Source organism: Pseudodesulfovibrio halophilus DSM 5663, from assembly GCF_059568665.1.
This window is the reverse complement of the sequence record NZ_JCANTV010000008.1, coordinates 5,001-29,127: the sequence shown is the minus strand read 5'-3', so window position 1 is coordinate 29,127 and position 24,127 is coordinate 5,001. Positions and strand designations below refer to the sequence as shown.

The 24,127-nt window shown below is 61.4% G+C and carries 21 protein-coding genes, 2 rRNA genes and 1 pseudogene (1 of these 24 running past the window's edge); 16 read left to right on the top strand and 8 right to left on the bottom strand.

Annotated features, from left to right (window positions below):
• Positions 1-125: 125 nt before the first annotated feature.
• Positions 126-356, top strand: a pseudogene (locus BR24_RS02230) (2-hydroxymuconate tautomerase family protein); the annotation flags it as partial.
• A gap of 70 nt (positions 357-426) precedes the next feature.
• On the opposite strand, the gene BR24_RS02225 reads toward BR24_RS02230, so the two are convergent.
• Positions 427-774 carry a carboxymuconolactone decarboxylase family protein gene (locus BR24_RS02225; protein ID WP_496539882.1) on the bottom strand — a complete coding sequence of 116 codons (348 nt, stop codon included), beginning with the start codon at positions 772-774 and terminating at the stop codon, positions 427-429.
• Between the two features lie 79 nt (positions 775-853).
• On the opposite strand from BR24_RS02225, the gene BR24_RS02220 reads away from it, so the two are divergent.
• Positions 854-1,729 carry a LysR substrate-binding domain-containing protein gene (locus BR24_RS02220; RefSeq protein ID WP_496539881.1) on the top strand — a complete coding sequence of 292 codons (876 nt, stop codon included), beginning with the start codon at positions 854-856 and terminating at the stop codon, positions 1,727-1,729.
• Here BR24_RS02220 and BR24_RS02215 read toward each other — a convergent pair.
• Together BR24_RS02215 and BR24_RS02210 are read right to left on the bottom strand one after the other, a co-directional pair.
• Positions 1,726-3,843, bottom strand: a complete 2,118-nt coding sequence (locus BR24_RS02215) for an acetate--CoA ligase family protein (protein WP_496539880.1) — start codon at positions 3,841-3,843, stop codon at positions 1,726-1,728. The two genes, BR24_RS02220 and BR24_RS02215, sit on opposite strands and share 4 nt — an antisense overlap.
• Complete coding sequence (locus BR24_RS02210) at positions 3,843-6,095, bottom strand: mechanosensitive ion channel family protein (RefSeq protein WP_496539879.1); 2,253 nt, start codon at positions 6,093-6,095, stop codon at positions 3,843-3,845. The genes BR24_RS02215 and BR24_RS02210 overlap by 1 nt, the downstream gene beginning before the upstream one ends.
• Positions 6,096-6,245: 150 nt before the next feature.
• Here BR24_RS02210 and mobA point away from each other — a divergent pair, with 150 nt between their 5' ends.
• Positions 6,246-6,854, top strand: coding sequence for a molybdenum cofactor guanylyltransferase (gene mobA, locus BR24_RS02205; protein ID WP_496539878.1), 609 nt, complete (start codon positions 6,246-6,248; stop codon positions 6,852-6,854).
• Position 6,855: 1 nt separating this feature from the next.
• Here mobA and mobB read toward each other — a convergent pair whose 3' ends face one another.
• The gene (gene mobB / locus BR24_RS02200) at positions 6,856-7,362 is read right to left on the bottom strand and encodes a molybdopterin-guanine dinucleotide biosynthesis protein B (RefSeq protein WP_496539877.1); all 507 of its coding nucleotides are present in this window, start codon (positions 7,360-7,362) and stop codon (positions 6,856-6,858) included.
• A gap of 110 nt (positions 7,363-7,472) precedes the next feature.
• On the opposite strand from mobB, the gene fdhD reads away from it, so the two are divergent.
• From fdhD to BR24_RS02155, 9 genes are all read left to right on the top strand, one after another.
• Positions 7,473-8,258: a formate dehydrogenase accessory sulfurtransferase FdhD gene (gene fdhD, locus BR24_RS02195; protein ID WP_496539876.1), complete on the top strand. Its 786-nt coding sequence runs from the start codon at positions 7,473-7,475 to the stop codon at positions 8,256-8,258.
• A gap of 2 nt (positions 8,259-8,260) precedes the next feature.
• The gene (locus BR24_RS02190) at positions 8,261-9,469 is read left to right on the top strand and encodes a molybdopterin molybdotransferase MoeA (RefSeq protein ID WP_496539875.1); all 1,209 of its coding nucleotides are present in this window, start codon (positions 8,261-8,263) and stop codon (positions 9,467-9,469) included.
• 222 nt (positions 9,470-9,691) lie between these two features.
• Entirely contained in the window at positions 9,692-10,582 is an 891-nt protein-coding gene (locus tag BR24_RS02185) for a formate dehydrogenase accessory protein FdhE (RefSeq protein ID WP_496539874.1), read from the top strand.
• 1 nt (position 10,583) lies between these two features.
• Positions 10,584-11,522, top strand: coding sequence for a transposase (locus tag BR24_RS02180; RefSeq protein WP_496539873.1), 939 nt, complete (start codon positions 10,584-10,586; stop codon positions 11,520-11,522).
• 57 nt (positions 11,523-11,579) lie between these two features.
• Entirely contained in the window at positions 11,580-11,813 is a 234-nt protein-coding gene (locus tag BR24_RS02175) for a hypothetical protein (RefSeq protein ID WP_496539872.1), read from the top strand.
• A gap of 25 nt (positions 11,814-11,838) precedes the next feature.
• On the top strand, positions 11,839-14,856 hold the full coding sequence (fdnG, locus tag BR24_RS02170; RefSeq protein WP_496539871.1) for a formate dehydrogenase-N subunit alpha: 3,018 nt from the start codon (positions 11,839-11,841) through the stop codon (positions 14,854-14,856).
• 10 nt (positions 14,857-14,866) lie between these two features.
• On the top strand, positions 14,867-15,592 hold the full coding sequence (locus BR24_RS02165) for a 4Fe-4S dicluster domain-containing protein (protein ID WP_496539870.1): 726 nt from the start codon (positions 14,867-14,869) through the stop codon (positions 15,590-15,592).
• Positions 15,593-15,676: 84 nt separating this feature from the next.
• A complete protein-coding gene (locus BR24_RS02160; RefSeq protein WP_496539869.1) occupies positions 15,677-16,240 on the top strand; it encodes a peroxiredoxin family protein in 564 nt (187 codons plus the stop codon).
• Positions 16,237-16,803 carry a peroxiredoxin gene (locus BR24_RS02155; RefSeq protein WP_496539868.1) on the top strand — a complete coding sequence of 189 codons (567 nt, stop codon included), beginning with the start codon at positions 16,237-16,239 and terminating at the stop codon, positions 16,801-16,803. The genes BR24_RS02160 and BR24_RS02155 overlap by 4 nt, the downstream gene beginning before the upstream one ends.
• A gap of 51 nt (positions 16,804-16,854) precedes the next feature.
• Here BR24_RS02155 and BR24_RS02150 read toward each other — a convergent pair whose 3' ends face one another.
• Positions 16,855-17,619 (bottom strand): enoyl-ACP reductase FabI, encoded by a 765-nt coding sequence (locus tag BR24_RS02150; protein WP_018126027.1) that lies wholly within the window; start codon positions 17,617-17,619, stop codon positions 16,855-16,857.
• Between the two features lie 565 nt (positions 17,620-18,184).
• Between BR24_RS02150 and BR24_RS02145 the strand changes: the two genes are divergently transcribed.
• On the top strand, positions 18,185-19,546 hold the full coding sequence (locus BR24_RS02145) for a protoporphyrinogen/coproporphyrinogen oxidase (protein ID WP_496539867.1): 1,362 nt from the start codon (positions 18,185-18,187) through the stop codon (positions 19,544-19,546).
• Positions 19,547-19,548: 2 nt separating this feature from the next.
• Positions 19,549-20,619 (top strand): M24 family metallopeptidase, encoded by a 1,071-nt coding sequence (locus tag BR24_RS02140; protein WP_496539866.1) that lies wholly within the window; start codon positions 19,549-19,551, stop codon positions 20,617-20,619.
• Positions 20,620-20,730: 111 nt separating this feature from the next.
• Here the strand turns inward: BR24_RS02140 and BR24_RS02135 are convergent, their stop codons facing one another.
• The gene (locus BR24_RS02135) at positions 20,731-21,213 is read right to left on the bottom strand and encodes a hypothetical protein (RefSeq protein ID WP_496539865.1); all 483 of its coding nucleotides are present in this window, start codon (positions 21,211-21,213) and stop codon (positions 20,731-20,733) included.
• A 245-nt stretch (positions 21,214-21,458) separates the two neighbouring features.
• Here BR24_RS02135 and BR24_RS02130 point away from each other — a divergent pair, with 245 nt between their 5' ends.
• The gene (locus BR24_RS02130; protein WP_496539864.1) at positions 21,459-21,860 is read left to right on the top strand and encodes a Ros/MucR family transcriptional regulator; all 402 of its coding nucleotides are present in this window, start codon (positions 21,459-21,461) and stop codon (positions 21,858-21,860) included.
• A 418-nt stretch (positions 21,861-22,278) separates the two neighbouring features.
• The gene (gene rocD, locus BR24_RS02125; protein ID WP_496539863.1) at positions 22,279-23,478 is read left to right on the top strand and encodes an ornithine--oxo-acid transaminase; all 1,200 of its coding nucleotides are present in this window, start codon (positions 22,279-22,281) and stop codon (positions 23,476-23,478) included.
• A gap of 266 nt (positions 23,479-23,744) precedes the next feature.
• Here rocD and rrf read toward each other — a convergent pair.
• Positions 23,745-23,859, bottom strand: a 5S ribosomal RNA gene (rrf, locus tag BR24_RS02120).
• Between the two features lie 42 nt (positions 23,860-23,901).
• Positions 23,902-24,127 (bottom strand): 23S ribosomal RNA (locus BR24_RS02115) (it continues 2,713 nt past the right edge of the window).

Here is a 24,127-nt window from a genome sequence, read left to right as displayed (position 1 = left end):
GTCCCTGTTTTCAGAAAGCGGTTTTGTGACGGACGGAAGAGCAAACATGGTTCCATGGTGGTATGGTTTTTCGTATGGTGACCATTATTATATGAAATACCTTTGCCCCTTCTCATGACGAGAACCACCTACAGTGCAAAAGGCAGGCTTCCATGCCCTATGTGAACATCCGCATCACGCGCGAGGGCGCCACGGCGCAGCAGAAGGAAAAACTCATCCACGGCGTCACGGAACTGCTCAGGGACGTACTGGGCAAAAACCCGGAAACCACCTTCGTAATCATCGATGAAGTGGAGACCGACAGCTGGGGGATTGCCGGGGAGTCCGTCGCCTCCCGCCGCGAGCAGGGCCGCTGAGCGGTCACCAAAAAAAAGACGGCGGCCCTTGAAGGACGCCGTCTTTCGCGGACGCATATGACACTCCCGGCTAGTCCACTACGCCTCGCTCCTGCAAAAACTGCATGAGCCGCGTAGCCTCTGCCGCGCCCATTGTGCCGCCCAGAGCAGTGGCGACGGCAATGGTCTCGAGGAACTCGTCCAGCGTGGCGCCCTGCTCGATGGCATTGTCGGCCTGATACAGAATGCAGGCACGGCATCCCTTTATCAGCGCCGCGCACAGCGCCATGAGCCGCTTGTTCTTTGCGCTGATGCTGCCTCCGGCGTACGCTTCGGCGGCGATCGCGTCATACGCCTGCGCAAATTCGGGCATCCTCTCGCGATACCGCGCCCAACTCGCTCCGATGGTTTCCTTCAGCTCCACCTGACTCTCGCTCATATTCTGTCTCCTTGTTTTCCCCACCATGCCCACGCGCAAAACATTAGACAAACGAATTGATTTTATGCGAAGCATAAGCATGCTTGATACCTCTCACGCCACCAGCCTACCCATCGACCTGCTCAGGACATTTGTCGCCGCCGTGGACTGCGGCAGCTTCACCCGCGCCGCTCAAACAGTGCACCGCACGCAGGCTGCGGTGAGCATGCAGATGGCTCGCCTTGAGGATGAGGTGGGGGCTCTGCTGTTCCGACGCGCCGGCCGGGGCGTCACCCTGACCCTCGAGGGCGAGACGCTCTTCAGATATGCACACAGGCTGCTCTCGCTGCATGACGAGGCGCTTTCAGCCCTGACCGCCCCGGAGATGGAAGGCCGGGTGCGCCTCGGGGCACCGGAGGATTATGCCTCGTGGTTCCTGCCGCAGATGCTGGCGGCCTTCCACGAGACGCATCCGCTTGTTCGCGTGGAGGTCTTCTGCGGCACAAGCCAGTCGCTGCGCGTTCGCTTTCAGAGGGGGGAACTGGATCTGGCCATACTCGGCCACGCCGCCGACCCGCTCGACGACGACACCGCCGAGGTCATCCACCGCGAACCCATCGTGTGGGTCACCGGCCGCACCGGCAACGCGCACGAGCGCGAGCCGCTCCCGCTTGCGGTGTTTCACGACGGCTGCACCTACCGCCGCTGGGCGATTGAGGGTTGCGAGCGCCTTGCCCGCGATTACCGGATAGCGTTTGTCAGCCCCAGCCTGACCGGCGTGCTCTCTGCCGTGAAGGCGGGGCTCGGCGTGGCCCCGGTGGGCCGCAGCACGGTGGACGACGGCCTGCGACTGCTCGGAGAATCCGACGGCTTCCCCGCCCTGCCAAGCTCGACGGTCTGCCTGCACCGGCACCCCGGCGCACGCAGCGAAATCATCGAGGGGCTGGCGCGGTTCATTCGCCGCAAGCTGGTCTAGTCGCTCCCGGCCTTCGGGTCGAGGGTGATCCGCACATCCGCCACCACGGCCCGCTCGGGTCCCACCAACACGGGGTTGAACTCCGCCTCCAGCACTTCCGGCAGGTCCACGGCAAGGCGCGACATGGCGAGGATCACCTCTTCCAGCCGGTCGAAATTGGCATACGGACCGCCGTCGATGCCCTTGAGCAGCAGGTAGGAGCGGATCTCCCGCACGATCTCGAACGCGTCCTGCTTCGACAGCGGAGCCAGCCGAAGGGCCACGTCCTTGACGATCTCCACATACACCCCCCCGAGCCCGAACATGAGCAGCGGCCCGAACTGATCGTCGCGCTTGAAGCCCACGATGACCTCGCGCGATCCGGCCGGGGCCATCTCCTGAACCAGACACCCGGCGATGTAGGCGTCCGGGCGCATGCGCGTGGCCCGAGAGGTGATGGCGGAAAACGCCTCGGCCACGGCCTTGGCATCCTTCAGCCCCACGGCCACGCCGTCCACGTCGGTCTTGTGCGAAATCTGCGGTGAGGCGATCTTGAGCGCAACGGGATAGCCGATGGCGTCCGCGCCGCGCACGGCCTCTTCCGACGAGCGCGCCAGAAGGGTTCCCGGAACGTCCAGCCCGTATGCCGAGGCCACCTCCTGCGCTCGGAACTCCACCACCTCGCGCTCGCCGCGCTCCGCTGACTCGCGCAACACTTTCTGCGCACGGCCGACGTCACGGTGGGCATCCTGATATTCCGGCTGCGGCCTGTGACGACGCACGGCGTGGGAATGCATGGCGTAAATGCTCTCCACGGCGGCAGCAGGAAAATCGTAGCAGGGGATGCCCGCCTCGCGCAGAATCTTTCGCCCGGCTCCGACGCGTCTGCCGCCGATGAAGCTGGCAAAGACCGGCTTGCCGCACCGCTCGGCTGTCCGGGCCACGGCTCTTGCGGTATCCTCGATGCCCACTGCGGCGGTGGGCGTCAGCATCACCAGCAGGCTGTGCACCGTCGGGTCCTCGGCGACCACCTCCATGGTCGCGGCGTAGCGCTCGGCGTCCGCGTCCCCGATGATGTCCACGGGGTTGTTGAAGGCAGCGTATCCCGGCAGAAATTCCTGCAACCGCATGACGGTGCGCGGCGTGAGGGACGGTACGGACAGCCCGTGCAATACCGCGTCATCCGCCGCGAGGATGCCGGGCCCGCCCGAGTTGGTCACGATGCCCACGTTGGGCCCCTTGGGCAGCGGCTGTTCGGAAAAGGCGAGCGCGAGATTGAACAGCGACTCCACGTCGCGCACGCGGATGACCCCGGCCTTGCGGAAGGCGGTCCCGTAAGCGCTGTCCGACCCGGCGATGGCCCCGGTATGTGAACTGGCGGCCTTGGCCCCGGCAGCGGTGGAGCCGGACTTGATCATGATCACCGGCTTGTTGCGCGTGACCGCCTCGGCCTGAAGCAGGAACTCCTTTCCGTTCTCCACGTTCTCCACATAGCCCAGAATAACGTCGGTATCCGGGTCCGAGTCGAGGTAGCCGAGCATGTCCGCCTCGTCCATGAGCGCCTTGTTGCCGAGGCTCACGAACTTGGAGAACCCGATGCCCGCGCCGCGCGCCCAGTCGAGGATCGCCACGCACAGGGCGCCGGACTGCGAAAAGAAAGCGATGTTCCCCGGCAGCGGCTGGCCCGCGGCAAAGGACGCGTTGACGCCCGCAGGCGAGTTGATCATGCCGAGGCAGTTCGGACCGAGCAGGGCCATATCCGCGTCCCTGCAGATGCCCGCCAGCTCCTGTTCGAGGTCGTATCCCTTGTGGCCGACCTCCTTGAACCCCGCGGTGATGACGATAACCGACCGGCAACCGATCGACGCCAGCTCGCGGGCCGTGTCGATCACGAAGCGGCGCGGCACGGCGATCACGGCGAGGTCCACCCCGCGCGGCAGCTGCCCCACGCCGGTGACGGCCTCGACGCCCATGATCTCCCCGCCCTTCGGGTTGACGGGAAGCAGTTTTCCGCGGAACCCTGCGGCGAGCATGTTTTCCATGACCGTGTGGCCGACCTTGCCGGGCGTGGAGGAAGCGCCGACCACGGCGACCGTCTCGGGATTGAAGAAAGGTTCCAGACTGGGTTTTGCCATCAACGTCCCCCGCTTGTGCCGGACCCGGCGTTGTTTTCCTCGTCGGCGATCTGCTGCGCAGCCGCCGCGCCTGCGCGAGAGGCGGCGTCCGCGTCCGCAGACTCGTCCTGCGCCACGTGCACGGTGACCTTGCGGTGGGCGAAATGCAGGCCCGCGTCCTCGAACTTCTTGCGCAGCTTGGCCAGCACGGCCTTTCGCACCGAGAACTGACCGCCGGGCTTGGTGGTGAACTTGATGCGCATGAGCATGCCCACCTCGTCGATGCGCTTGACGCCCTGCGACTTGATCTTGCTCAGAAGCACGCTGTCGAACTCGGGTATCTCACGGATCTCCTTGTCGATCTTCTTCACGATCTTCTTGACCTGTCCGATATCCGTGTCGAACGGAACGTGGTATTCCAGCTTCATTATGGAATAGTCGCGGGTCATGTTCTTGACCTGCGAGATGTTGCCGAACGGGATGGTGTAGACCATGCCGAGGTGGTGGCGCAGCTGCATGGAGCGGATCGAGATGCGCTCCACCGTGCCCTTGGCGTTGCCCACCTCAAGATAGTCGCCCACGCGGATGGCGTCGTCCAGCAGGAAGAAGATACCGGAGACGATGTCCTTGACCAGCGTCTGGGAGCCGAAGCCGATGGCGATGCCGAAGATGCTCGCCCCGGCCAGCAGCGGGCCGATGTCCACGCCGATGGAAGAAAGCACGATCAGCGCGACCACGACCACCAGCGCGGCGAAGATGAACCGCTTGAGCAGGTGCAGCAGAGTGGAGAGCCGGTCGCCTCCGTGACCGCCCTCGCCTTCCGCCTCTTCCTCCTCTTCGTCGTCGGGACGGATGCGGCGCTCGATGGCCGCGCTCACGAAAATCCAGAAGATGTAGGCCAGCACCAGCGTGACCATGACATTGAGCAGCGCGCGAGCCGTGGCCTCGCCCAGAGGAAGGTTCACATCGTAAAGCGAGAGCAGCCAGAAGAACAGCGCGGCCCCTATGCCGATGCGGAAGCCGCCGGACAGGACCGTCCTGATCCTTGCGATACGCCCCGGGTCGTCATGCTCTCCGGCCATGTCGGTGGCGTAGCCCACCAGCCGCTGGGCCATCCAGTTGAGGATCAGGTACAGCGGCACGCACAGCATGGCGGCCAGCCCGTTCCACGCCTGCCCGGCGCCGAAAAGGATAAGCCCCAGCACCCAGACCACCCAGAAAAGCAGCAGGTAGCTCACCGCCGCCAGATGCCAGATGCCCGCGAACACGTCTCGCAGGACGCCGCTGCCGCGACTGCGCATGAACTCGGCCACGGGCTGGCGGTTTCTTATGATCAGCCCGCAGAGGAGCAGCGTGAGCAACAGCCCCACCCCGGCCAGCGTGAGCAGGTGCAGCGCCTCGGAGTCGCTGTCGAGCCGCAGCAGGCCGCAGGCGAGCAGGCTCGCGGCCACCAGCAGGCCGAACCTTTCGGCCCATTTGTACATGTACTGCGCCGCATGGTCCGGGATGGGCAGAAACCGCAGCACCGGAGCGCGCGGGGCGAGAACGAAGCGCGCCGCGGCATTGGACAGCCCCCAGAGAATCATGGCGGCCAGCCATGTGACGACCACCGGCTTTGCCCCTGAATATTCTCCCACGAAAAGCAAATAGAGTATGAACACCGTCGCGGAGAGCAGCGTGATGCACATGACGTCGAGCAGAGCTCTGAGGGACAGCCGGCCCAGCTTGGTCAGCGCGGTGGGATTCTCCGGCACCGAGGCCAGCCGGGCGCGCAGGGTTCCGGTGCGCCGTCGCAACATCCATCCGGCCAATGCATACATGACGGTCAGGAGCCCGACCCCGGCGAGTGAGGCCTCCGGGGGCACGCTCCTGTCCAGCCCGAAAACCCTCTGATACGCCTCGGGCATGGCTCTCGGCGCGGTCCCGGCCCCTTCGAACAGGTAGATGAACCGGTTCCGGACGAACTCGCCCGCGCGGTGCAGGCTCTCGATGAAGCTCGCGATCCTGTTGCCGCCGCGCGAACGGGCGGCGCCGGCTGCCTGCTCTGCCTCGCGACGCTCCAGTTCGGCCACGAGCAGCTTGCGCACCTGATCGTCGGTCATGCTCGCCAGCATTGCCTTGAGCTCCGCGGGCGAGGCGTCCTCGGCGACCTGAACCGTGTCGTCGCCGGCCTTTTTTTCGCCCTGCTGCCACAGAGACGCGGCAGGAGACGCCACGGCCGGTCCCGCAAGAGCCGCCACCAGACAGAGAGAAACAAGAAAGCGAAGGAACATGGATGCCTACCGGGTTGAACAGTACGGATTTCCAATAATTGGTAGCATGCGGCGCACGACGGGGCAAGGCAACCGCGCCGAAGCGAAAAAGAACCTTCCGCCCCGGGCGAGGGCTTGCCTTTCCCGTCTGGACGGGTCATTTTCCGGAGCATGAATCCCAAGAACATGTCCCTGGTCATACTCGCGGGCGGGCTCGGGTCCCGGATGGGCGGCGTGAGAAAAGCCTTTCTGGAAGTCGGCGGCAGGCCCATCATCGAAAGACTCCTGGACGAGCTGGCCCCGGCCTTCGGCGAAACCGTGATTTCATGCCGCGCCCCGGAGGACTTCGCGAGCTACCCGGTCCGCACCGCACCGGACCGCTTCGAGGCGCGAAGCTCGCTGACCGGCATCCACGCGGGCCTCAGCGTCTGCTCCTTCGAGCACGCCTTTGTCTGCGCCTGCGATGCGCCTTTCGTGAGACGGGGGCTGGCGGTCGGGCTTGCCGAGCAGGGCGAGGACCGCGACGACGTGGTCATCCCGCTGAAGGACGACGGCTACCGCGAGCCCTTGTGCGCCGTCTATTCCCGCCGCTGCGTCCGGCCCGTGGCCGAGCAGCTCGAACGCGGGGAATACAAGATCATAGGTTTCTTCGACCGGGTGCGGGTGCGCGAAGTGCCCGTGCAGCTGTTGCGCTCCGGCGACCCCGACCTGCTCTCCTTCGTGAACGTCAACACGCCCGAGGAGCTACGGCGCTGGCGGGCAACCGCCGAAACGCTCTGAATCACAGGCCGAACCAGTCGGCGATGAATGCGGCCAGCGCCTCCGCATCGTCGAGGCCGAACACCGGCACGCCGGGGTCCACCTCGGTATCGGTGACAAAAGCCAGCAGGCGGCGGTTCCATGCCGTGTCCGGATCGCAAAGGGGCTGGGCATGGGCCTCGGCCCGGAACACCTCGATCTTGGGCATGTCGGAGTTGAAGAATCCTTCGGTCACCACTATGTCCCGGTCCGCGAAGAAGTTCTCGGACAACTGCTCCAGCGACATCTCCGACGCCGTCTCCTTGATCACGGCCAGCCGGTCGGGCGACGAGATCACCACGGTCTCTGCCCCGGCCTCACGGTGACGCCACGTATCCTTTCCCTCGCGGTCGATGTCGAAACCGTGGGTGTCGTGCTTGACGGTCCCCACGCTGAGGCCGCGCGCCTTCAGGGCCGGTATCAGCTTTTCCAGCAGTGTGGTCTTGCCGGATTTCTTCTTGCCCACCACGCAGACGACGGGAGTGCTCATCAGGACTTTCCTCCGGTGCAAGAGTTCGGTGAATAGGTCGCCCCTTTTGCGGGACGGTGCTGATCACGTATACGTGAAAGCGTCGAAGAAAATCAACGGGAGCGCGACACATGCCCGATTCCTACCATTACGACATCACGGAATACAGCGCAGGCGGATTCGGGGTCAGGCCCATTCGCTCCATACGCGAAGTTCCCCTGACCATACGCATCAACGGCCGCGAGGCGGTGACCCTGCTGTGCACGGCAAAATATCCCGAGGAGCTCGCAGTGGGCTTCCTCAAGTCCGACGCCTTCCTGCAAAGCCCGGAACAGATCACGGGGCTGGAAGTGGAGGAGGACGACGAACGCATCGTGGTTCACGTGGAGGTCTGCCACGACCCGTGGAAAAACCGCACGGTGGAGCGGTCCATCACCTCCGGCTGCGGCAAGGGAACCAACTTCGGCCGCAACGTGTCCACCATCTCCAGACGGCGCATCGGCGGGGACGTGCGGGTGACCCCGCAGCAAATCCTGAGCCTCGTGGACGAGCTGCACCGCCGCTCCACGCTGTACGGCGCGACGCGGGGCTGCCACAACTCATCCCTGTGCACGCCGGAGGAAATGCTGCTGTTCCGCGAGGACATCGGCAGGCACAACGCCATTGACATGATCTGCGGGCAATGCTTTCTGAAGGATGTAAGCGTTGACGACAAGATGGTCGTCAGCACGGGCCGGGTCGCCTCGGAAATCCTGCTCAAGGTGCTCCGGATGGGCGTGCCCGTACTGGTCTCCACCGCCGTGGCCACCCGCTTTTCCGTGGAGCTGGCCCGCAAGACCGGCATCACCCTCATCGGCAACGTCAAGGACGATTCCTTCTGGGTCTACAATGACACCGGACGACTCATCAGGGAGTGAACATGCTCAAGAACGCGACGCGCACGCAGGCGCTTGAAGCCTTGCTGGGACGGACTGTCCCCGCGCCGCCGGAGCTTGTGCCGCCGCATCGGGCCGTGGGCCGCGTCCTTGCCGGGGACACCCGCGCCGCGCGCCCGGTACCCGACTCCCCCCGCTCCTCCCGGGACGGCTACGCCCTGTGCTCGGCGGAGACTCTCGGGGCCGCCCCGGAATGCCCTGCCGAGTTTCGCATCTCCGGCGTCTCCGCGCCCGACGCTCCCGAGGCCGTGCTCCAGGAGGGCCACGCCATGCGCATCCTCACGGGCGGACCGCTCCCTTCCGGCGCCGACGCCGTGCTCATGGACGAGGATGCGCGTGTGGACGAAGACACGCTCGCCGTCTGCGCCGAGACCGAGGCCGGGCAGTATGTTTTTCCCGCCGGACACGACCTGCCGCAGGGCCACCCCGTCGCCTTCCGCGGCGAAACCGTGACCCCGGCCATGGCTGCGGTCATGACGCGCTCCTTCGTGCCGACGGTCAGCGTGCACCCGAAACCTCGCGTGGCGATCTACGCGCTGGGGGACGAGCTGGTGCGCGCGGATCAGACACCGACGGCGGGAGCCTTCCGATCCGACAACCTCATCCTCGCCTCGGAGCTGCTGCGACGCGCCGGGGCCGAGATTCGCACCGCCGACACCGTCCGCGACACCCCCCGCGACATGCGCAGGACGCACGCCGGATTCCATGACGCCCAGCTGGTAATCACCATGGGCGGGACAGGACGCGGCGACCGCGACCTCGCGCGGAAATCCGCCAGAGAGGCGGGCTTCGAGATCGTCGTTGACCGGCTCGACCTGAGGCCCGGCCGGACCATGTTCGCGGCGGCCCGGGCCGACTGCCTGCTGCTTGGCTTTCCCGGCCCGCCTCACGCGGTCTCCCCCCTGCTGCACGCCTTTGCGCTTCCGCTGGTGCGCGCCCTTTCCGGGCGCCCGAAGCCCGATGAGCGCAAGGTCAAACTGTTGCAGCCCCTGCATGTCCGCAAGGGATCGGAGTGGCTGGCACCCTGCACCCTTGAGATGCATGGCAGCCACCTCTGCGCGCGCCCGCTCCCCGAAGGCGTCCCGGCACTGGCGGAAATCGCCCGGCTCGACGCCTACCTCGCCGTTCCCGGCGGCACGGAACTGAAGAAAAACGATATTATAACGGCTCTCCCCAGCCCTGAATCCTGCTGAACCAGCCCCTCCAACCCGTTGGAACGGCAGGGGTTCCCCCTCTTATTATGCCCTGTTGGACATAATATTATACAATTTTGGGAACAGATAAATAACTGCACTAACATGACTTTCGTTATGTTTTGTGTCAGACCATGAGCAAGACAAAAGTCATTGGCAAGCGCCATTGCCGCCCCTAGTGTTTTACCGAATGATAAAAATGCTGGAGCATGGAGAAAAATGATGAGCGACATACAGAAGCAGTTCGACGCCTCCTTTGCCGACAGAGCGGCCACCATACGCAATCGCGACCACATCCCCGCGGTGCTCGTGGACATGCTCGAAGCCGTCACCGAACTTCAGGCTGAAGCGGCGAAAAGCGTCAGCGTCGCTCTTCCCGACCCGGCGACGCTGCCCACCGAGGAACAGAACGTCATGGGCAAGCCGCTGCTGCCGCGCGAGGAGTTTCCCTGCGACGCTGCCAACGCCGCGGAGCTTTTCAGCAGATTGCTGCCCGTCCTGAGTCGCGACGAGAGTCCCATGGCCGAAGCCGCCGGGGTGCTCGCTCAGGCGCTCGAACAGGGCGAGCTCGACCTTGATGAGGCCTTCCGCGCCTTCCAGCGCGATGACGAAGACTATTTCATGCAATGGGCCGAACGCACCGGCGACGCCCCCCGGGCCCTGCCGTTTCTCGTCAAGGCCGCCCTTGAGCCGAGCCTGCGGGCCGTGGCCGAAGGGCTGTCCGCAAACACCGGCACCAGAAGCTCCGCGCGCATGCACGGCACCTGCCCCATCTGCGGCAGCCTGCCCCTGATTTCCCGGCTCAAGGGGAAGGAAGGATTCCGCTTCGCCACCTGCTCCCACTGTCTGCACGAATACCGGGTCCGCCGCATAGCCTGCCTGCTGTGCGACGAGGACGCCCACGACAAGCTCTCGTTCTTCACCGCCAAGGAGGAGCCGGGATACCGCGTGGAAGTCTGCAAGACCTGCGGCAACTACTCCAAGACGATCGATTTTCGCGAGCTGGACCGCAAGTCCCTGCCCGTGCTCGATGACCTCGACTCCCTGACGCTGGATTTCGTGGCCCGCGAAAACGGGTATCAGCGCGCAACCCTTTCGGCGTGGGGATTCTAGGATGCAGAGCAGCGCGGCAAAGGAATCGGTGCAGCTCACGGGGTCGGCGCACGGCGCGCGTCCCCTGACCAGCGTGGACAGGCTGCTCTCCACCGAGGAGGTTGCACGCGAATATCTGCTGTCCTTCTGCTGGCCCGACGGCGACCCCTACTGTCCGCGCTGCGGCCACCGCAAGGTCTACTCTCTTTCGGCGGGGAAGCGCATGCGCTGCGCCGCCTGCAAGTACACCTTTCAGCACTTCAGCGGCCGCTGGATCAACAACGGCGCCCTGAGCTGCTCGGACTGGCTGGCCCTGATCCGCCTGTTCGAGCGCGAGGCAACGGTACATGAAATCACCGAGGCCCTCGGCCTGAGCTACAATACCGTATACAAGGCGCTCACCGCGCTGCGTTTCTCCGTCTTGGCCCACGCCATCGACGCCAACCAGCTCCTCGGCCCCGAGACCGGGCTGGACGGCTACCTCAAGGGCAACCGCCTCACCGGCGGCCCCAAGGACATGCGTATGGACACGATCCCGGTCTACGGGATCATCCAGCGCGGCAGCATGGCCTTCATCGATCTGGTGCCGGGCTTTCAGGCGGAAACCGTGTTCCATTTCCACATGAACTTCCACCTGAGCATGGTCCGCTCCGGGAACCTCGTGTACACCGACCGCTACAAGGACTACGACGGACTCATCTTCTGCGGCAACGACACCCTGCCATATCACGTGCTGCGCAAGCAGAAGAAACGGCCCATGCTGGACGAATCCGACAGTGAATTCTGGAAATTCGCGCGCAAGAGGCTGCGCCGCTTCCGGGGGATATCCTGCCAGCGCTTCCCGCTGTATCTCAAGGAGCTGGAGTTCCGCTTCAACAACCGCGGACGCCCGCTTTTCGAAACACTGGCGAGTTACCTCTGCGCCGTTGTGCAGGAGCGTGGTCAAGAAGCCTCCCTTTGATTCCCTTCTTCCCCTGTTCCATTATGCGTATCAAGGAAAACCGTAGAGGTACGCATCATGAACAACCGACCCAACCGCAAGCGTGGCATTCGCCGTGAAACCGCCTCCCCGTTCGGGGGGCTCGGCTTCGATCTGGCGTGCGTCCGCGAGGCGGCCCGGAGCATGACCGTTCGCGTCACTCCACTCCCGAAAGGGAGCGCGACGATCCGCCCGGACGCTTCACGGCCCGTCGTCAGACCGCACGGTTTCGCCCTGCTCACGGTCCTCGGCCGCGAGATCAGGGGCCGGTGAACAACCACCAAGTCAAGGAGGAAGGATGAACGTCAATCGAAGAAGGTTCCTCAAGCTCTCCGCTACGGCGGCGGCAATGACCGCCTTCGGAGGCCTGGGCTGCCGCCACACCGCTCCCGCGGTGGACCGCGCGACCATGCTCAAGCCCGAGTGGACCAAGCAAACCACCACCATCTGCTGTTACTGTGCCGTCGGATGCGGCCTGGTCGTCAACACGTCCCTGAAAACCAAAAAGGCGGTCAACGTCGAGGGCGACCCCGACCACCCCGTCAACCAGGGAGCGCTCTGCTCCAAGGGCGCGTCCATCTACCAGCTCAACGACAACCCCCGTCGTCCCGAAGGGCCGCTGTACCGCGCTCCCTTCTCCAAGGAATTCAAGCAGGTCTCCTGGGAGTGGGCACTTGAGAAGATCGCCCACAGGATCAAGGACACCCGCGACAAGACCTTCGCCTTCAAAAACGACAAGGGCGAAACCGTCAACCGCACCGAAGGCATCGCGTCCCTCGGCTCCGCGGCGCTCGACAACGAGGAGTGCTGGGCCTTCCAGACCATGCTCCGCAGCCTCGGCCTGGTGTACATAGAGCACCAGGCGCGTATCTGACACAGCGCGACTGTTGCGGCTCTGGCAGAGTCGTTCGGACGCGGCGCGATGACCAATCACTGGGTAGACATCAAGAACAGTGATTGCATTCTGATCATGGGCAGCAACGCTGCCGAAAACCACCCCATTTCCTTCAAGTGGGTCACCAAGGCCCAGAAAAAGGGTGCCAAGCTCATCCATGTGGACCCCCGCTTCACCAGGACCTCGGCCAAGGCCGACCTTTGGGCGGGAATCCGTTCCGGCTCCGACATCGCCGTGCTCGGCGGCATGATCAAGTACATCCTCGACAACGAGCTGTACTTCAAGGAGTACGTGTCCAACTACACCAACGCGAGCTTCATCGTCGGCGAGGACTACTCCTTCGAGGACGGCATCTTTGCAGGGTACGATCCCGAAACCAACAGCTACGACAAGTCCAAGTGGGGCTTTGAGCTGGACGCCAACGGCGTGCCCAAGCAGGACCACACCCTGAAGCATCCCCGCTGCGTACTCCAGCTCATGAAGAAGCACTACGAGCGGTACAACATCGAGAACGCCTCCAGCATGTCCGGTCTCTCCAAGGCCGAACTCGAAGAGCTCTACTCGGCGTTTGCCGCCACCGGCGCCAAGGACAAGGCCGGAACCATCATGTACGCCATGGGCTGGACCCAGCACACCGTCGGCGTGCAGAACATCCGCGCCATGGCCATGGTCCAGCTGCTGCTCGGCAACATCGGCGTGGCCGGCGGTGGCGTGAACGCACTGCGCGGCGAATCCAACGTGCAGGGTTCCACCGACCACTGTCTGCTCTACCACATCCTGCCGGGCTACCTGAAGACGCCCAAGTCCTTCCAGCCCACGCTGGCGGACTACGACAAGGCGTACACCCCGGTCTCCAACGACCCGAAATCCGCCAACTGGTGGAACAACTATCCCAAGTACTCGGCCAGCCTGCTCAAGTCCATGTGGATGGACGACACCCCGGCCAAGGCCTACGAGTACCTGCCCAAGCTCGATACGGGCGCCGCCAGCGAATACGCATGGCTGACCCTGTTCGACAAGATGTCCACCGGCAAGTTCAAGGGCCTGTTCGCGTGGGGCATGAACCCCGCCTGTTCCGGCGCCAACGCCAACAAGAACCGCGAAGCCCTCGCCAATCTTGACTGGCTGGTCAACGTGAACATCTTCCCCAACGAAACCGGTTGGTTCTGGGAAGGCCCGGACATGAATCCCGAGACCATCAAGACCGAAGTCTTCTTCCTGCCCTGCGCAGTCTCCATCGAGAAGGAAGGCTCCGTCACCAACTCGGGACGCTGGATGCAGTGGCGCTACAAGGGCCCGGAACCCAGAAAGGGAACCAAGCCCGACGGCGACATCATGTACGAACTGATGAAGGAAGTGCAGCACCTGTACGAAAAGGACGGCGGCGTCTACTCCGACCCCATCACCAAGCTGAGCTGGGACGGCATCGCCACCGACGGCGTGTTCGACCCGCACAAGACCGCCAAGCTCATCAACGGCCACTTCACCCGCGACGTGACCGTGAAGGGCAAGAGCTTCCGCAAGGGTCAGCAGGTGCCGAGCTTCGCCTATCTGCAGGACGACGGCTCCACCTGCTCCGGTAACTGGCTGTACTGCAACTCCTACACGGACGACGGCAACATGGCCGCCCGCCGCGACACCACCCAGACCGACATGCAGGCCAACATCGGCCTGTTCCCGAACTGGAGCTGGTGCTGGCCGGTCAACCGCCGCATCCTCTACAACCGCGCCTCCGTGGACCTTCAGGGCAAGCCCTACGCCACCGAAAAGCCGGTCATCAAGTGGACCGGAGCCAAGTGGGTCGGCGACGTGCCCGACGGCGGCTGGAAGCCCGGCAGCAAGCATGCGTTCATCATGCGCAAGCACGGTCACGGCCAGCTCTACGGCCCCGGCCGCGCCGACGGTCCGCTGCCCGAATACTACGAACCGCTGGAATGCCCGGTCAAGGAACACCCGTTCTCCGGCCAGCTGCACAACCCCACGGCCATCTCCTTCGCCAAGGAGCAAAAGGCCGTGTGCGACCCGCGCTACCCGCTGGTCTGCTCCACGTACCGCGTGACCGAGCACTGGCAGACGGGCGTCATGACCAGAAACGTCCCGTGGCTGCTCGAGACCGAACCGCAGGTCTTCTGCGAAATGAGTCCGCAGCTCGCCAAGCTCAAGGGAATCGAAAACGGGGAAAAGGTCGTCATGGACAGCCTGCGCGGCTCCATCTGGGCCATCGCAATCGTCACCCCGCGCCTCAAGCCCTTCACCATCGACGGCAACACCGTCCATCAGGTGGGGCTGCCCTGGCACTACGGCTGGACATGGCCCAAGGACGGCGGCGACTCCGCCAACATCCTGACCCCGTCGGTGGGCGACCCGAACACCGGCATTCCCGAAACCAAGGCCTTTATGGTCAACGTCCGCAAGGCCTAAGGAGGACGACATGAACGGAAAAAGCTTCTTAGTCGACCTGACCAAGTGTACGGCCTGCAGGGGTTGCCAGATTGCCTGCAAGCAGTGGAAAAAGCTGCCCGCCGAACAGACGAAGCAGCTCGGCACTCACCAGAATCCGCCGGACCTGTCCTTTGACACCATCAGGCTGGTCCGCTTCCGCGAGGAAATGGTGGACGGCAAACTGCGCTGGAACTTCTTCCCCGAGCAGTGCCGCCACTGTGTGTACCCGCCCTGCGTGGGATACTCCGAAGTGGAAGGCTCCATGTACACCGACCCCGACACCGGGGCCGTGATCTACACCGAGCTGACCAAGCAGGAGATCTTCGAGGACATCCACATGGCATGTCCCTACAATATCCCCCGCGCCAGCGAGGAGACCGGCGAGATCACCAAGTGCGACATGTGCAACGACCGCATCGCCATCGGACTGCGGCCCGCCTGCGTCACGGCCTGCCCCACCGGCACCATGAACTTCGGCGACCGCGATGAAATTCTGGACCTTGCCTATGAGCGCCTGGAAGAGGTACAGAAGAAGTTCCCCGAAGCGGAACTGGTCGATCCGGACGATACGCGCGTCATCTACCTCACGGCCTATCCGGCCGACCAGTACTACGAGTACCTGATGGCCGACGCATCGCCCGCTACGAACAAGGGACTTACCCGCAAGCAGCTGCTGGCCCGCCTGCGCAGGCCCGCCGCCTCCATGCGGGGTTAGGACGCCTCCACCCATAGTCAGCCGCCGGGGGAGAGACGTCCTCTCCCGGCGGCTTCTTCATGAACTGAAAAGGAGTGCCCCCACATGCCGAAACATGCCACTGAAAAAATCACACGCGTCACTCTGTCCGCGCTGCTCATGTTGCTCGTCCTTTCTGTCGCAGCTCACGCCGCCCAGAAAATGCCCGACCTGCACCTGACCGCAGGCCCCGGGCAAGCCGAGGAACTCGGCCTTGAAAAAGGAACCGAGTCCTTCCGCCTCTCGGACATTCCGGCCGAGGCAATCTTCATTGAGGTCTTCAGCATGTACTGCCCCATCTGCCAGCGTGATGCCCCGCGAGTTGAGGAACTGTACGACCTCGCCAAGAAAAAGGCGCCCGGTCTGCTCATGTTCGGCATAGGCGCGGGCAACTCCCAATACGAGACCGACGTCTACTCCGAAAAATACAACGTCCGCATGCCCATGCTGCCCGATGCGGACTATAAGGCCCACAAGGCCCTCGGCAACGTCGGCACGCCCTTCTACATCCTGCTTGAAAAGAACAAGGATGGCTCCTTCAAGGTCCTCTTCACGCAGGAAGGCGAGATTCTCGATAAACCCAAATTCTTCGACACCGTCATCACCAAGGCGCAGAAGGCACTTAAATGAGAAAAATTCTTTTTGCACTCCTGCTGATCCTTATTGCGATGCCGGCCCGGGCGCTGGAAGCGTATCCGGTGGAGCAGCTCAAGCCCGTGGACAGCGAAATCAAAGTCCACCCGGGCGATCCGGCACCGGACTTCAAACTCCACTCCACTGACGGCGACGACGTACGGCTGTCCGATTACCGGGGCAAAAAGAACGTCCTGCTGACCTTCATACCCGCGGCATGGACCCCGGTCTGCTCGGACCAGTGGCCGGGCTACAACATAGCCCTTGACCTGTTCGCCGAACACGACACGGTGCTCGTCGGCATCTCGACCGACAACACCCCGAGCCAGTGGGCATGGGAACAGGCCATGAATGGCATCGACTTTCCGGTCCTGTCCGACTTCTGGCCCCACGGCGCCACCGCGGACAGCTACGGCATCCTGCGAAGCGACGGCATGTCCGAACGAGCGCTCATCCTGGTGGACAAGGAAGGCATCGTCCGCTGGACCCACGTCAACGACGTCAACGGGCGGCCCGATCTGAAAATCGTCATGGAAGCCGTCAAGAACAACACCAAATAAAAAAGCCCCCGACCCGAAGGCCGAGGGCTCTGAAACTCGTACAGCAAAGGGCTATACGCCCATGATGTTGTAACCGGAATCCACGAAAATGACCTCGCCCGTGGTCCCGGAAGAGAGGTCCGAAGCCAGATACAACGCGCTCTTGCCTACATCATCAATGGTAATGTTACGCTTGAGCGGCGCCTTCTCCTCAATACGCTCCAGAATCGTGCTGAAGCCGGAAATGGCAGAAGCGGCCATGGTCTTCACAGGTCCGGCGCTGATGGCGTTGATGCGAACGCCCGACTCGCCCAGGTCCACGGAAAGATACCGCACACAGGCCTCAAGAGCAGCCTTGGCCACACCCATGGCGTTATAGTTGGCAACCACCTTGCCCGCACCATAATAGCTCATGGTCAGCACGGAACTGCCCGGGCTGAAAAGCTTCTCATACTCGCGACACAACGCCACCAACGAATACGAAGAAACGTCCAGAGCAACCTTGTATCCCTCACGACTCGTATCGATGAAGCGCCCCTTCAAATCATCACGGTTGGCATAGGCGATGGAATGGACCAGCGTATCCACGCCACCCCACTTCTCCTCCACCAAAGCCGCACCGGCCGCCAGGTCCTCCTCGGAAGTCACGTCACACTTGAACATGAACTCGCCGCCGAGCTCCTCGCAAATCGGCTCCAGCCGACGCTTGATAGGATCAGCCGCGTAACTGAAAGCCAGCCGCGCACCCTGCTCCTTGAACTGCTTGGCAATGCCATAAGCAATGCTGCGTTCGTTCACCACACCAAAAATAAGAGCTTTCTTTCCTTCCAAAAGCATTGTCATCTCCTTTGTTAACCCCGCAATTATACCCATGCCGTGACGTTTGGCAATCGTTTAAACACCCGCGCACGAAGGGCCTCCGGCGGCTTAAGAACCCTTTTGCAAAAGGGTTCTTAAGAATCTCCCAAAAACCATTGGCTTGCCAAGCCGCATTGCGGCTGTCGGAAAGCTGAGGCTCGTAGGCGGCTTGGCGTGTGAGTTGACGGCGGTTGTTAGGTCGGCGGAATTGGGAAAGATGGTGAGTTCCAGTGGCAACCCCTTAAATTAAGAAAGCTCCCCTTGACTCCCCCTATACAGCAGTTCGCCCCCCACCAGCCACCCAAATCCCCGTCAGCGGGGTTGCAAGCTAGGACGCGGGTTGTGCGATCGCATACACTCGGCAGCTGCAACCCCGCTGACAACTCAGGGATTGCAAAGAGGGCCCGCCCCTTTGCCGGGGTGCAGGGGCAGAGCCCCGCCCGCCGGAGGCCCCCTGTCCACACTTATGCTCCTTTTCGTGCTTAATCCTTGCCATGCCTTGCGATTTATCGTGCAATGCGCAAAAGTCGGATGCGGAGGTTGCATGAAGGTCAAGTATGCCATCATAGGTGCCGGCCCTACGGGACTTGGTGCTGCTCATCGTTTGGGTGAGTTGGGCGAGGGTGATGTTCTGGTTTTGGAGCGTCATGATCATGCTGGTGGTCTTGCGGCCAGTTTCCGTGACGATGCCGGGTTTACTTGGGACATCGGCGGTCATGTGGTATTTTCGCATTATGAGTATTTCGACCGGCTGATGGAGTCGCTTCTGGGTGACGAGCGGCTGGAGCATCAGCGCGAGTCGTGGGTTCGTTCCTGTGGGACGTGGGTACCGTATCCGTTTCAGAACAATATTCGACATCTGCCTCGCGAGGCTCGTTGGGAGTGTGTTCGGGGACTGCTGCCGGGGAAACGGCCGGAGGACGCGCCGGGGAACTTCCGGGAATGGATCGAGCGGATTTTCGGGGACGGCATCGCCAAATATTTCATGCTGCCGTATAATTTCAAGGTCTGGGCCACACCGCCTGAGCTGATGCAGTTCGGCTGGATCGGAGAGCGGGTGAGCGTGGTGGATCTTCAGGGCGTGCTGAAGAATGTGATTCTTGAGCAGGATGATGTGGCGTGGGGGCCGAACAATACATTTTTCTTCCCGTTGCACGGTGGAACGGGCGAGATATTCCGGCGCATGGCGGAACGGCTTGGCGACAAGGTGCGTTACGGGCAGGAGGTTGTTTCCGTGGACGCGAACGCGCGCAAGCTGCGGACCGCTGATGGGCTGGAGGTGGAGTACGAGCATCTTCTGAACACGGCGCCTTTGGACATTCTGGCGGGGAAATGGCTCAGACAGCGAGATGCAGCCATGGTCAATGCTGCCGGCGACCTTGCCCGAAACGGGGTGTACGTCGGCGGCGTCGGGCTTGATGTGGCGAGCGAGGCGGAGCGCAACAGCCGGTGCTGGATGTATTTTCCGGACAGCGACAGTCCGTTCTACCGCGTGACGAACTTTCACAATTATTCGCCCAACAATACGGCCAGGCCCGGCAAGCAGCTCGCGTTCATGTGCGAGACATCGTACTCGGAGCACAAGCCGGAGAACATCTCGGAACTCATGGACCGCACCGTTGACGGGCTGGTCAATTCCGCCCTTCTGGACCGGGAGCGGGTGCCGGAGATACTTTCGCGCTGGGAGATCAGCGTGGACTACGGGTATCCGGTGCCGACGCTCGGACGAGACGGCGCCCTCGCCCACATCCAGCCGAGGCTGGAGAGCATGGGAATCCAGTCGCGCGGCCGTTTCGGCGGCTGGCAATACGAAGTGGCCAACATGGACCACAGCGTGATGCAGGGCGTGGAATGGGCCGACCTCATGGTCAGCGGAACACCTGAAAAAACATACACATGGAAGTAGAAATGGACCTGAACATCTTTGCGAATCGACGTGACAAGCTCAAGCGACTGCTCAAGGACCGCAAACTCCCGGCGCTCATCGTTTCCCACGCCGCCAACCGCTATTACCTGAGTGGCTTCGAGCTGCATGACTCCCAGTGCAACGAGTCGAGCGGGTGGCTGCTCATAACCGCTGACGGGCCTGACTTTCTTTTCACTGACCCGCGTTTTCATGACGCGGCCAAGCGGCTCTGGAACGAGGACGCCATCTGCATTTACTCCGCGCGCAGGCTGCAGACCATTGCGGAATTCATCAAGGGCAAGGGGTATGACACTGTCTGCTTCGAGCCGCAGGCCATGAGCCTGTTCGACTATGAAGGACTCAGGGAGACCCTCACGCTTCAGGCAGCCAAGGAGCTTGTGGAAGAGTTGCGCGTAAAGAAGGACGAGGACGAGATCCGCAGGTTGCGCAGTTCCATTGATCTGAACCACCGCCTTTTCGTTTACATTGAAGACCGGCTCATCCCTGGCCGTACTGAAAAGGAAATCGCGTGGGACATCGAAAAGTTCTTCCGTGAAAACGGGGCGCAGGAGCTGGCCTTCTCCACCATCGTCGGTGTCGGCCCCAACGCCGCGCTTCCGCATTGCGTGCCCTCGGACGAACCGCTGCGCGACGGTGAGCTGGTGCTCATAGACACCGGATGCAGATTGAATGATTACAACTCCGACCAGACCCGTACTTTCTGGGTGGGTGACAAGCCCTCCGATCGCTTCAGGGAGGTGCTGGAGATGGTGCAGGGAGCGCAAAAGGCGGCCATAGACGTACTTCGTCCCGGGCTTTCGCTGCACGACGGCTGGAAGGCCGCCTGGGATTACCTTGATCAGCGCGGAGTGGCCGACCACTTCACTCACGGACTCGGGCACGGCGTGGGACTGGAAACCCATGAACCGCCACGCCTGAGCAAGATCGCACAGGGAACGCTTGAGCCCGGCATGCTCGTCACCGTCGAACCCGGCCTGTACTGGGGCGACTGGGGCGGCATCCGGTGGGAACATGAGGTGCTGATCACCGACAACGGCTGTCAGGTCCTCTAGACAGCCGAGACACCAAGAACAAAAAAAGGGAGCCGTCAGGCTCCCTTTTTCATGCGGGGACACTTGATCCGCCGCCTTCACGCATCGGAGCGGAGAGCCCCGTTGCGATACTTACTGAATCTTCTTGCTCAGGACGCTCTGTCTGAACTTTTCGAGCATGGCCTGAATTTCCTTGAGTTGAGCGCGCTGATCCGCGTCATTGATCTGACCTTCGAGGTACTTGGCCTCCATGGCCATCTCGTTGGTCAGGCCGTAGACGACGGTACGGGTCATTTGGCCATTGACGTCTTCAAGGTTGATAAGGCGCTCATCGAGGGTCTGCACCTGTCCGCGCAGTTCGCCAAGGCTCTTCACCTCGGCGCTGAGGCCGGCTATGTTCTGATTGAGGCCAAAGAAGAAGATGACCAGAAGCACAACGGACAGAAGCGAGACGATGACGGCGACCTTGCCCATATCGCGATTGGCCGCTTCCCTGCCTGCGGCGGGACTTTGCGCCTCTTCGCTCTTTATCTCTTCCGTTGCTGCAACCTCTTCATCTTTTTCGGCTTCCTTGTTTTCCTTCAAAAGATGGATATTGTTCTTTTCCGTGGACATTGATTTTCCTCCTGCTCCCGGCGAATTGTTTCTGAAAAGCATTTATTACTTGATGCGCACTCAAGAATCAACTATGCCCCGGTTTTCCATGTTTGCAATGCACTGGAAGAATCCGATCATGTTATTATTCGTAAACGACATGCACATATTTGCAGTGACAGTCTGGACGTAATGCATCTCATCTGCTAGGGCTTCAATAAATTAGCTCGTTGTGCACAAAACACTATTTTACTCAGGGGGAACAAATGGAAGAGTACCTCAAGCAAGCACTTGAAATCGTCAAGGCACAGGCCAGCGTGCGCACCATGACCGAAGAGGAAATAACCTCCATGGTTCAAAAGATCGCCAACGGCATTCAAGGTATAGCCGAAGGAAGCGCACCTGAAGAGGAGGAGGCACCGGCCTGCGACCCCCAGAAGGCTCTGCGTGAAAAATCCGTTATCTGCTGTGTCTGCGGTAAATCCTTCAAGATTCTCACCAAGAAGCACCTTGCCACTCACGGCCTGACTCCCGCCGAATACCGCGAAAAGTACGGCTACAAGAAAAACGCCCCTCTGGTGTGCAAGTCCCTGCAGCGCGAGCGTCGCAAGAAGATGAAGGAAATGCAGCTCTGGAAAAAGAGAGGCTCCGCCAAGAAAAAGGACTAGCCTTTCCTGCTAGTGATGTTCAAGGGGTGTCGATGGTATCGGCACCTTTTTTCATGCACGATGACCCGCTCCTGCCCCTTCCCCTCCTGTCTTCATTACGAAGTGACGACTGCCATCCTTCCATTCTCTGGTCATGAGTGGAATCCCGTACCTAAATTTCTGCTTAAACAGATAAACCGTGAGCGCACCGTCGATTCAGCGCCTTCCGGCAATATGGCTGATCCGTTTACCCATTGCTAATGGAAACGGAGGTCATAAACAGAAATTCGATCACCTCCATCTCTTCGCACAATCAACCCACTCCCCGGAAAAAAGCGTGGAACTGCGTGTTGTAACTGCCGTCAGACGTCGTTCCGGTAGATGCTTCCCATGAATGGTCGATAGGTGATACGTTCTTCGCAAACTCCGGAGGCATGTCATGGAAACGCGTCAATTCATCGAGATTGAAGATCGGCTCGGGGCTTTCAACTACAAACCGCTGGACGTAGTCATCAGCAAGGGGTCGGGCATCTGGTTGGAGGATGTGGCCGGCAACCGCTACATGGACTTTCTCGCTGCCTATTCCGCCGTTAATCAGGGGCACTGTCACCCTCGGATTTTGAAAGCCCTGACTGAACAGGCCAAGCGGCTTACCCTCACCTCCCGCGCCTTTCGAAACGACCAGCTCGGACGGTTCTACGAGGAGATATGCACTCTTACCAGTTCTCACAAAGTTCTACCGATGAATTCCGGCACTGAAGCCGTCGAGACAGCCATCAAGGCCGTCAGAAAGTGGGGCTATGAGAGCAAGGGGGTGGATCGCGACCGTGCGGAGATCATTGTATGCGACAACAATTTTCACGGACGAACCATCGCCATAATCGGTTTCAGCACCGAGGAGCAGTATCGGGACGGATTCGGTCCTTTCACCTCAGGATTTATCAGTGTTCCGTTCGGTGATGCGAAGGCTCTGGAGGCGGCAATTACAAAGAATACGGTGGGCTTTCTTGTGGAACCCATTCAGGGGGAAGGCGGGGTAATAGTTCCTCCGGAGGGCTATCTTGCGCAATGCCGGGAGATCTGCGACCGCCATGGCATTATGATGATCCTGGACGAAATCCAGACCGGGCTGGGAAGAACGGGAAAGCTGTTTGCAGAAGAACACGACGGCATCGAAGCTGACGCGACCCTGGTAGGCAAGGCGCTGTCAGGTGGCTTCTATCCCATCTCGGCTGTACTCTCCAACAATGAGCTGCTCGGCGTGTTCATGCCAGGCGATCACGGAAGCACATTCGGCGGAAACCCGCTAGCCTGCGCCGTAGCACGAGAGTCCCTGAAGGTCCTTATGGAAGAGAATCTTATCGAAAGATCCCGTGAACTCAGCGACTATTTCCTTTCACGACTTAACGAAATCAACACGCCACTGGTAAAGGAAGTTCGCGGCAAGGGCCTGCTTGTCGGTGTTGAACTGAAGAAGGAAGTAGGCTCTGCGCGCCCATACTGTGAAGCGCTCATGAGCGAAGGCCTCCTTTGCAAAGAGACCCATGACAGTGTGCTTCGCTTTTCGCCTCCACTCGTCATCACCAGACAGGAGCTGGATCTCGCATTGGAGAAGATAGAGAAGGTACTACGAGCATAGTAGGCTGAGTCTGCCCAAAAGACTTGATGTAGCTTTCACGACAAGTGTGATTGCTCTCCGAAGGAACGTGCCGGAAGAAGCTGCCCGCGATGGAGATGTCCGGGTTTAAGAGATGACAGATTTGCGATTGAGTTTAGACACCTTGGCGCAACCGCCCGAGTCCCGTTTTTTGCCGTGTTATTTGCTAGCTGGAGTTTTGCATTTGTTCAGCGTGTATTCCACGCAAAAAGGCCCGGTCATTTTGACCGGGCCTTTCAGGAAGAATATCCTGGCAGCGACCTACTTTCCCACGACTAAGACCGCAGTATCATCGGCGATGGAGGGCTTGACTTCCGAGTTCGGAATGGGATCGGGTATAACCCCTCCTCCCTGGCCACCAGGAAAATATATAGTTCAATAGGGGGAGAGAGGATATTAAGTAAGTTAGATAAGCCGCACGATCTATTAGTACCGGTCTGCTGAACACATCGCTGCGCTTACACATCCGGCCTATCAACCTCGTAGTCTACAAGGGATCTTCAGGGACCGAAGTCCAGGGAGAACTAATCTTGAGGATGGCTTCCCGCTTAGATGCCTTCAGCGGTTATCCGTGCCGAACATAGCTACCCTGCAGTGCCACTGGCGTGACAACAGGAACACCAGAGGTTCG

What these genes read in the sequence shown, in the direction of transcription:
- rocD (WP_496539863.1), top strand. Translation starts at nt 22,279, where the DNA reads ATGGAAACGCGTCAATTCATCGAGATTGAAGATCGGCTCGGGGCTTTC.
- BR24_RS02135 (WP_496539865.1), bottom strand. Translation starts at nt 21,213, where the DNA reads ATGTCCACGGAAAAGAACAATATCCATCTTTTGAAGGAAAACAAGGAA.
- BR24_RS02165 (WP_496539870.1), top strand. Translation starts at nt 14,867, where the DNA reads ATGAACGGAAAAAGCTTCTTAGTCGACCTGACCAAGTGTACGGCCTGC.
- BR24_RS02175 (WP_496539872.1), top strand. Translation starts at nt 11,580, where the DNA reads ATGAACAACCGACCCAACCGCAAGCGTGGCATTCGCCGTGAAACCGCC.
- BR24_RS02225 (WP_496539882.1), bottom strand. Translation starts at nt 774, where the DNA reads ATGAGCGAGAGTCAGGTGGAGCTGAAGGAAACCATCGGAGCGAGTTGG.
- BR24_RS02150 (WP_018126027.1), bottom strand. Translation starts at nt 17,619, where the DNA reads ATGCTTTTGGAAGGAAAGAAAGCTCTTATTTTTGGTGTGGTGAACGAA.
- BR24_RS02215 (WP_496539880.1), bottom strand. Translation starts at nt 3,843, where the DNA reads ATGGCAAAACCCAGTCTGGAACCTTTCTTCAATCCCGAGACGGTCGCC.
- BR24_RS02210 (WP_496539879.1), bottom strand. Translation starts at nt 6,095, where the DNA reads ATGTTCCTTCGCTTTCTTGTTTCTCTCTGTCTGGTGGCGGCTCTTGCG.
- BR24_RS02190 (WP_496539875.1), top strand. Translation starts at nt 8,261, where the DNA reads ATGCTCAAGAACGCGACGCGCACGCAGGCGCTTGAAGCCTTGCTGGGA.
- fdhD (WP_496539876.1), top strand. Translation starts at nt 7,473, where the DNA reads ATGCCCGATTCCTACCATTACGACATCACGGAATACAGCGCAGGCGGA.
- BR24_RS02180 (WP_496539873.1), top strand. Translation starts at nt 10,584, where the DNA reads ATGCAGAGCAGCGCGGCAAAGGAATCGGTGCAGCTCACGGGGTCGGCG.
- BR24_RS02155 (WP_496539868.1), top strand. Translation starts at nt 16,237, where the DNA reads ATGAGAAAAATTCTTTTTGCACTCCTGCTGATCCTTATTGCGATGCCG.
- BR24_RS02185 (WP_496539874.1), top strand. Translation starts at nt 9,692, where the DNA reads ATGAGCGACATACAGAAGCAGTTCGACGCCTCCTTTGCCGACAGAGCG.
- mobB (WP_496539877.1), bottom strand. Translation starts at nt 7,362, where the DNA reads ATGAGCACTCCCGTCGTCTGCGTGGTGGGCAAGAAGAAATCCGGCAAG.
- BR24_RS02130 (WP_496539864.1), top strand. Translation starts at nt 21,459, where the DNA reads ATGGAAGAGTACCTCAAGCAAGCACTTGAAATCGTCAAGGCACAGGCC.
- BR24_RS02160 (WP_496539869.1), top strand. Translation starts at nt 15,677, where the DNA reads ATGCCGAAACATGCCACTGAAAAAATCACACGCGTCACTCTGTCCGCG.
- BR24_RS02220 (WP_496539881.1), top strand. Translation starts at nt 854, where the DNA reads ATGCTTGATACCTCTCACGCCACCAGCCTACCCATCGACCTGCTCAGG.
- mobA (WP_496539878.1), top strand. Translation starts at nt 6,246, where the DNA reads ATGAATCCCAAGAACATGTCCCTGGTCATACTCGCGGGCGGGCTCGGG.
- BR24_RS02145 (WP_496539867.1), top strand. Translation starts at nt 18,185, where the DNA reads ATGAAGGTCAAGTATGCCATCATAGGTGCCGGCCCTACGGGACTTGGT.
- BR24_RS02140 (WP_496539866.1), top strand. Translation starts at nt 19,549, where the DNA reads ATGGACCTGAACATCTTTGCGAATCGACGTGACAAGCTCAAGCGACTG.